This window comes from Flavobacterium sp. (assembly GCF_013823965.1).
Classification (GTDB): Bacteria; Bacteroidota; Bacteroidia; order Flavobacteriales; family Flavobacteriaceae; genus Flavobacterium.
Genome location: NZ_PNNA01000026.1, coordinates 1 through 7,259 on the forward strand (window position 1 = coordinate 1; position 7,259 = coordinate 7,259).

General features: G+C 37.5%; 4 protein-coding genes. 1 reads left to right on the forward strand and 3 read right to left on the reverse strand.

The window, feature by feature from the left end:
• Together C0430_RS02615 and C0430_RS02620 are read right to left on the reverse strand one after the other, a co-directional pair.
• Positions 1-1,230 (reverse strand): metallophosphoesterase (locus tag C0430_RS02615; RefSeq protein WP_290865183.1); only part of this gene is annotated, 1,230 nt, incomplete at its 3' end.
• A 172-nt stretch (positions 1,231-1,402) separates the two neighbouring features.
• Complete coding sequence (locus C0430_RS02620; protein ID WP_290865185.1) at positions 1,403-2,875, reverse strand: hypothetical protein; 1,473 nt, start codon at positions 2,873-2,875, stop codon at positions 1,403-1,405.
• A 458-nt stretch (positions 2,876-3,333) separates the two neighbouring features.
• On the opposite strand from C0430_RS02620, the gene polA reads away from it, so the two are divergent.
• Positions 3,334-6,195 carry a DNA polymerase I gene (polA, locus tag C0430_RS02625; protein ID WP_290865187.1) on the forward strand — a complete coding sequence of 954 codons (2,862 nt, stop codon included), beginning with the start codon at positions 3,334-3,336 and terminating at the stop codon, positions 6,193-6,195.
• 95 nt (positions 6,196-6,290) lie between these two features.
• Here the strand turns inward: polA and C0430_RS02630 are convergent.
• The coding region (locus C0430_RS02630) for a LacI family DNA-binding transcriptional regulator (RefSeq protein ID WP_290865189.1) at positions 6,291-7,259 on the reverse strand (969 nt) is incomplete at its 5' end.

Here is a 7,259-nt window from a genome sequence, read left to right on the forward strand (position 1 = left end):
TACATTCCTGCCTTTTTTTAGTTCAATCACGGTAATTTCAGGCATAATTCCTACTCTTCCGGAATAGGCATGAAAGCCAAATCCTCTATTTACATATACATATCTCCCCAAATTTTCGTACAAACCAGCCCATTGTTTATAAACATATTGTATTGGACTCCATTTTATAACCCCTGGAATTTCTATCCCAAATTGCATTCCGTGGGTATGACCTGATAATGTCAAATGGAAATTTTTCTCGTGAGTATTTATTTCAGCATCCCAATGACTTGGATCATGACTCATCAATATTTTAAAATCCTCTTTTGACAATCCGTTCGATGCTTTTTGCAAATCACCCGCTTTTTTAAATTTTTCACCCCAATTCTCGACTCCAACCAAGGCAATTCTGTCAGTTCCATTTTCGATAAAAGTATGCTCGTTCAACATTAATTTGAAGTCAATTTGCTCGTGTAAATCTTTTATGTCCTGAAAATTCTTTTCTTTGGCTGCTTCCGAAGGCCAAGTCACATATTCGCCATAATCATGATTTCCCAGCACCGAATATTTACCGTACTTATGTTTCTTGATTCTTTTGAAGGTGTCAATCCAAGGATGCATTTCTTTGGCGTCAGTGTTGACAATATCACCGGTAAACAAAATCAAGTCCGAGTTTTGTTCGTTAATCAAGTCTATGGCATAATTAATTTTATCCGGATTGTCGAAACTTCCGCTATGAACATCGGATATGTGTGTTATGGTCATGCCATCAAAAGCATCTGGCAAATCAGGAAAAAATATAGCCTGTTTAATTACTTTGTAGTTGTATTTTCCCATTGTCACTCCATACAATATGGACAAAAAAGGAACTGCCGCTACTCCTAATCCTATTTGGCTGACAAACTTTCGCCTTGAAGCTAGAAAATCAACACTGTCGTTGAATTTTGCAAAATGATTTATGGAACCAAAACCAATTCGATAAATATCTTCGCCAAACAGCACCAAGGTCAAAATAATTTTGGGAATATACACTAAAAGAAGTAAACCCATTGCACGCATACTTTGACCCGTTTGTCCCACAGAACGGTCAAATTGCGTGAAAGAATAAACTATAAAAGCTAAAAGAAGTGCGCTTATTATTTGATAGGAAACCAAAAAAGATTTTGGCTTTACCACTGTCTTTAATGCCTGATAAGCATAGATTTCAATAACAAAAAGAACAAGACACAATATGAATATGCGTAAAATCATCGAGATATAAATTTTGTGCAAAATAACAAATTAATTAGGTGAAACGGATTTTAATTAATTGAATTTTAACTAAAACCATACCAGAAATATTTCAAGCGACAATTTTACAAAAAAAGCATTTTCCGGTTTTTTTAAATACAATTTTTCAGGGTAATTTTACCAGAAATTGAATTTAATTAACAACTAAATTCAAAGAAACTGTCTTTACATCACCTGATCCCGAATATCTGGAAACCCATACTTCAATATAATCATTAGTAGACATTTCAACTGTTGACAAAATAGTCGCAGCATCAACATCACTTGATGTAACACCACAATAAACTTTGGATTGATTAATGACAGCACCATTTTTTGCTAAATAAAAAACAAACACTCCTGCTGCACTAAGTGATGACTGGAAAGAAAAAGTTGCCGTTGTTCTGAAATATCGTTTTTTTGTCCCTAAATAAATTAATTTATTGTTTGTTGCTCCAGTAGAGAACCTGAAGAGATTATTTGAAGTTGTATTCCCTGCTAATTTCACTGCAGTTCCTGAAGTTGAAGTTAACGCGCCTGAACCTACTGCATAATCAAAATTAACATCTCCCGTTGCAGCAGCATCCGCTTCTACCGGTATACCCGAACAGTTAACGTTCCATTTATTATTGAAATTATATCCTGAATAAATAGAAGGATTATAGCCATTCACATATTTTCCCGTTGTAAGTGTTCCCATAAAAACAACATCTCTAACTACTGCATCAACGTTAATAGTCGGATTAGAAGACACATCAAACCCTATGTTTGCACCTGCAACCTCAGTAAAACCACCTGTTTTTTCAACCAACCCAAAAGTTCCTTGCAGGGTTTCATAGGTTCCCAAATTATTCCCGAACCATCCCGCATTAGAAATCAATAATTTGTTAACATCTTTATAAATAATCCCAGTAGTGTTTGCCACATACTGGACAATACTAATGAAAACTAAGGCAAAATTATCAATTACACCAACATTCGAGGAACTGGCAACAACTGCATCTCTAAAAATTAAATTTTGAGTACCGCCTCCCGTGATATTAAAGACCTTTCCTGCTGTGGCCGTTAAAGTTAATACGCGAATTGATCCACCAGTTGTTCCCGTAAAAAGATCTCCTGAAGCCTTAACCAGCTTATCTTCTCCGGAATCCAAACCAACTAAATAAGCATTATTCAATTCTATTGGAAAATCGACGTTAACAGTACCATTAATTTCATATAAAGTACTTGTGTCCAAAAGATATTTACTTCCGCCGCCAGCCGCTTTCTCATCGGCCAAAACAGTAGCTAAAACATCAGTCGATTTTATACGTTTAAATTTAAGTCTACCATTAGCATCACTACTCATTCTGTTCCAAGAAGTTGTTGTACTATTGTAATGATAAAAAGATTTTAATTCCGTATCATATACCATCAAACCATCAGCTGGAGTGACGATAGCATTCCGTTGCGCGGTAGTCATTCTAGGCGTCAACAATCCTTGAGTAGTAGATGTAATGTCTAATATTGAACTTTCATCGGGAGTAACAGTTCCTATTCCCACTTGGGCAAAAACATTTGTTGTCATTAACATACCAAACAACAAACAGGCAAATAACACCTTTTTAGCAACGCTTTTTTCTTTCATAACAAACCATTAAGGCATTATAACAACATATTGACATCAAAGATAAATGAAAATCAATTTATACGTCGTTAAAAACCGTATTTAATCGATGAAATACGTTGTGTGACACAAATTGTAATTATAAACTCATATTTAATAATAGACTTAAATAACTAGCCTTTACACATCCAAAGACACGATTTCATCCAAATAAAACATTCGAATTTGTGCCGAATTTGTGTGAAATTTTTTAATGAATTTCGCCTTAATTTACTATCCAGAAGGGTAACTTCAATTTTCATTTTGTTAATCGCATTGAAACAGGTTTTTTGTGTTCTTATCAAGATATTTTTCTTTACAATAGCAAATCATTGGTTAAACAAATTAAATTTAGACTTTAATTAAAACAATTCAATCAATCATTCACCCCTTTATTTGTCAAGTTTTGTACATTTGAAAACTTTACAAAAACACAATTTATGTCACAACAAAAACGTCTTTTCCTGCTCGATGCCTACGCTTTAATCTTTCGTGGTTATTTTGCTTTTATCAAAAACCCAAGAATCAACTCCAAAGGAATGGACACTTCGGCCATTATGGGATTTATGAATGCCTTGATGGACGTCATCAAACGCGAAAAACCAGACCATTTGGCCGTGGCTTTCGACAAAGGCGGAAGCACGTATCGATATGAAATGTACCAAGAATACAAAGCGCATCGTGACGAAACGCCCGAAGCCATCAAAATTGCCGTTCCTTATATCCAGGAATTATTGAAGGCAATGCACATTCCTATTATAGAAGTTCCTGGTTTTGAAGCCGATGATTTGATAGGAACCTTGGCCAAACAAGCCGAAAAAGAAGATTTCAAAGTCTATATGGTAACGCCGGACAAGGATTTTGCACAATTGGTTTCCGAAAATATTTTTATGTACAAACCCGCTCGAATGGGCAACGACATCGAGATTTGGGGAATTCCCGAAGTTTTGGCACGATTCGAAATCGAAAGACCGGAACAAGTAATAGATTTCCTTGGAATGATGGGCGACGCTGCCGACAACATTCCAGGATTGCCGGGCGTTGGCGAAAAAACAGCCAAAAAATTCCTGAAAGAATACGGTTCGATGGAAAACCTTTTGGCCAATACACACCAATTGAAAGGTGCCATAAAAGACAAAATCGAAGCCAATGCCGAATTGGGTTTGTTGTCCAAAAAATTGGCTGCCATTCTACTCGATTGTCCCGTGACTTTCAATGCCGAAGACTACGAATTATCGAAACCCGATGTCGAAAAAACAGACGAATTATTCCAGGAATTGGAATTTCGACAAATGAAAGCGCAGTTTGACAAATATTTTGGAACCGGAAAAGAATACGACGAAATCGACACCAACGGAAATGGAACTCCTACTGAGGAACCTCAACCAATAAAAAAAGCGCCTGCCAAGAAATCGAACGAAGACCAATTTGACTTGTTTGGCTTTTCGGATGAAGAAAGTGGCGAAACAAAATCGAGTTCGCATTATGCCACGTTGGAAAACACCGAGCATTTTTACCAAAGCATCCAAGGTGACTTTGCCGTAAAATTGTTGTTACAAAACTTGATGAACCAAACTTCGGTTTGTTTCGACACCGAAACCACGGGAATCGACGCCTTGAATGCCGAACTGGTGGGAATGTCGTTTTCTTTCGAAAAAGGAAAAGCATTTTACGTTCCGTTTCCGGAAAATCAAGAGGAAGCACAAGTGTTAGCAAACAAATTCAAGCCTTTTTTCGAAAACGAAACCATCGAGAAAATTGGCCAAAACATCAAATACGATTTAAAAATCCTGTCGCATTATGGAGTTCAAATCAAGGGAAAATTGTTTGACACGATGATCGCCCATTATTTGATCAATCCCGATATGCGCCACAATATGGATGTTTTATCGGAAACTTATTTAAAATATTCTCCAAAATCCATTGAGGATTTGATTGGCAAAAAAGGAAAAGGCCAAAAAACAATGCGAGAAGTCGCTTTGGAAGACATCAAGGAATACGCCGCCGAAGATGCTGACATTACTTATCAATTGAAGCAAAATTTCAGCCCGATTCTGGACAAAGTCGAAACCAAGAAATTGTTTGACGAAATCGAAATTCCATTGATTCCCGTTTTGGCGGCAATGGAATTGGAAGGCATCAACCTGAATGTTCCTTTCCTGCAAGAAATGTCGATTGAAATGGCCAAGGAAAGTGCGGCTTTGGAACAAAAAATCTACGAAACCGCAGGCGAGAAATTCAATTTGGCTTCACCGAAACAACTCGGCGATATTTTATTCGACAAATTGAAAATTGGCGGAGCGAAACAAAAGAAAACCAAAACTGGCCAATATGCCACCGGCGAAGAAGTTTTGTCGTACTTGGCCAACGACAACGAAATTGTGCGCGACATTCTCGAATGGCGTCAAATGGTGAAACTGCAAAGTACCTATATTGATGCCTTGCCGAATCAAGTCGATGCCAAAACAGGCCGCGTCCACACCGATTATATGCAAACCGTGGCAGCGACGGGACGTTTGAGTTCCAACAATCCGAACTTGCAAAACATCCCGATTCGTACCGAAAGAGGTCGATTGATTCGCAAAGCATTCATCGCTCGTGACGAAAATTACACCTTGGTTTCTGCGGATTATTCACAAATAGAATTGCGCATCATTGCCGCTTTATCCGGCGAGGAAAATATGATCAAGGCGTTCCAAAACCACGAAGACATTCACCGAAGCACGGCTGCCAAAGTTTTCAACGTGCCGCTGGAAGAAGTGACCAAAGAACAACGTAGCAATGCCAAAACCGTGAATTTTGGAATTATTTATGGGGTTTCCGCCTTTGGATTGAGCAACCAAACCTCGCTTTCGCGAAAAGAAAGCGCCGAGCTGATTGATGCGTATTATGCCACTTATCCAAAATTGAAATCATATATGGCCAATCAGGTGGATTTTGCCCGTGAACACGGTTATGTTCAAACGGTTTTGGGAAGAAGACGTTATTTGAAAGACATCAATTCTGCCAATATGATGGTCAAAAGTGGTGCCGAAAGAAATGCCGTAAACGCCCCAATTCAAGGCTCTGCCGCCGATATCATTAAAATTGCGATGATTAACATTCACAAAAAACTAACTTCCGAAAACTGGAAATCGAAGATGTTGCTGCAAGTACACGATGAGCTTGTGTTTGACGTTCACAACTCCGAATTGGAAAAAATCCAGCCGATGATTAAACACGAAATGGAAAATGCCTTTAAAATGGATGTTCCTTTGGAAGTAGAAATTGGAATGGGGAAAAATTGGTTGGAAGCACATTAATTTTAGTCGACAAGTTACTTTGTCATTGCGAGGAATGAAACATTTATGCTGCAATAGCAAACAATAGTATTGCTTTGTTCCTCACAATGATACAACTACAGCTTCTTGGTCGATTCTCTTTCCCTCAATTGTGTTTTGATAATCACGGTTTCATAAGGCAGATTTTCTTCTTTGGATTCTAATCTATTGATTAAAACATTGGCAGCTACTTCACCTATTTCCACTCCGTATTGACTTAAAGTGGACAAACTTGGTGACAATCTTCTGGAAGCCAGAATTCCATCGGCAAAACCAATGATGGATAATTCTTCGGGAACTTTATACCCTTTTTTAAGTCCAATTCTCAATGCGGCAACAGAGTCATTTTCGTCCAAAGCAAAAATTCCGTCAATGGTATTGCTGTCAAAAACTTTGTCTATTTTTTCTTTTAAATCGTCTTCGGAATCCGTTCTAATAATCAAGTTGGGATTTACGGCCATATTGTTGTTTTTCAAAGCCTGCAAATAGCCCTCGACTCTCAGTTTTCCTACGCTTAAATTATCCACAGACGAAAACAAGGCGATGTTTTTGCATCCTGTATTTATTAAATGTTGGGTTGCATTTAAGGCCGAATCAAAATCATCCACAACCACTTTGTCGCAATCCACTTCATCAGCAATGCGATCAAACATTACAATTGGCGTTCCTTCGTTTATAATCTCTTTAAAATGATTGTATTCGTGTAATTTTTGAGCTTCTTCCGAAATGGACAAAATAAAACCATCAATAGTTCCATTGCTCAACATTTCCAAAGTGTGTGCTTCTTTTTCCAATGATTCGTTAGAAATACACATGATAACATTGTACCCTTTTTCGTCGGCAACTTTTTCTATACCACTAAATACTTTGGCAAAAAAAGAATTCAGAATATTTGGAATAATAACACCTATCGTTTTTGTCTTCCTGTTTTTGAGGTTCAGCCCAATTACGTTTGGTTTATAATTTTTTAGTTTCGCGTATTCCTTAATTCTGGTTTTTGTTTGCTCACTAATTTCAGGGCTGTCGTTAAGTGCTTTTGAAACTGT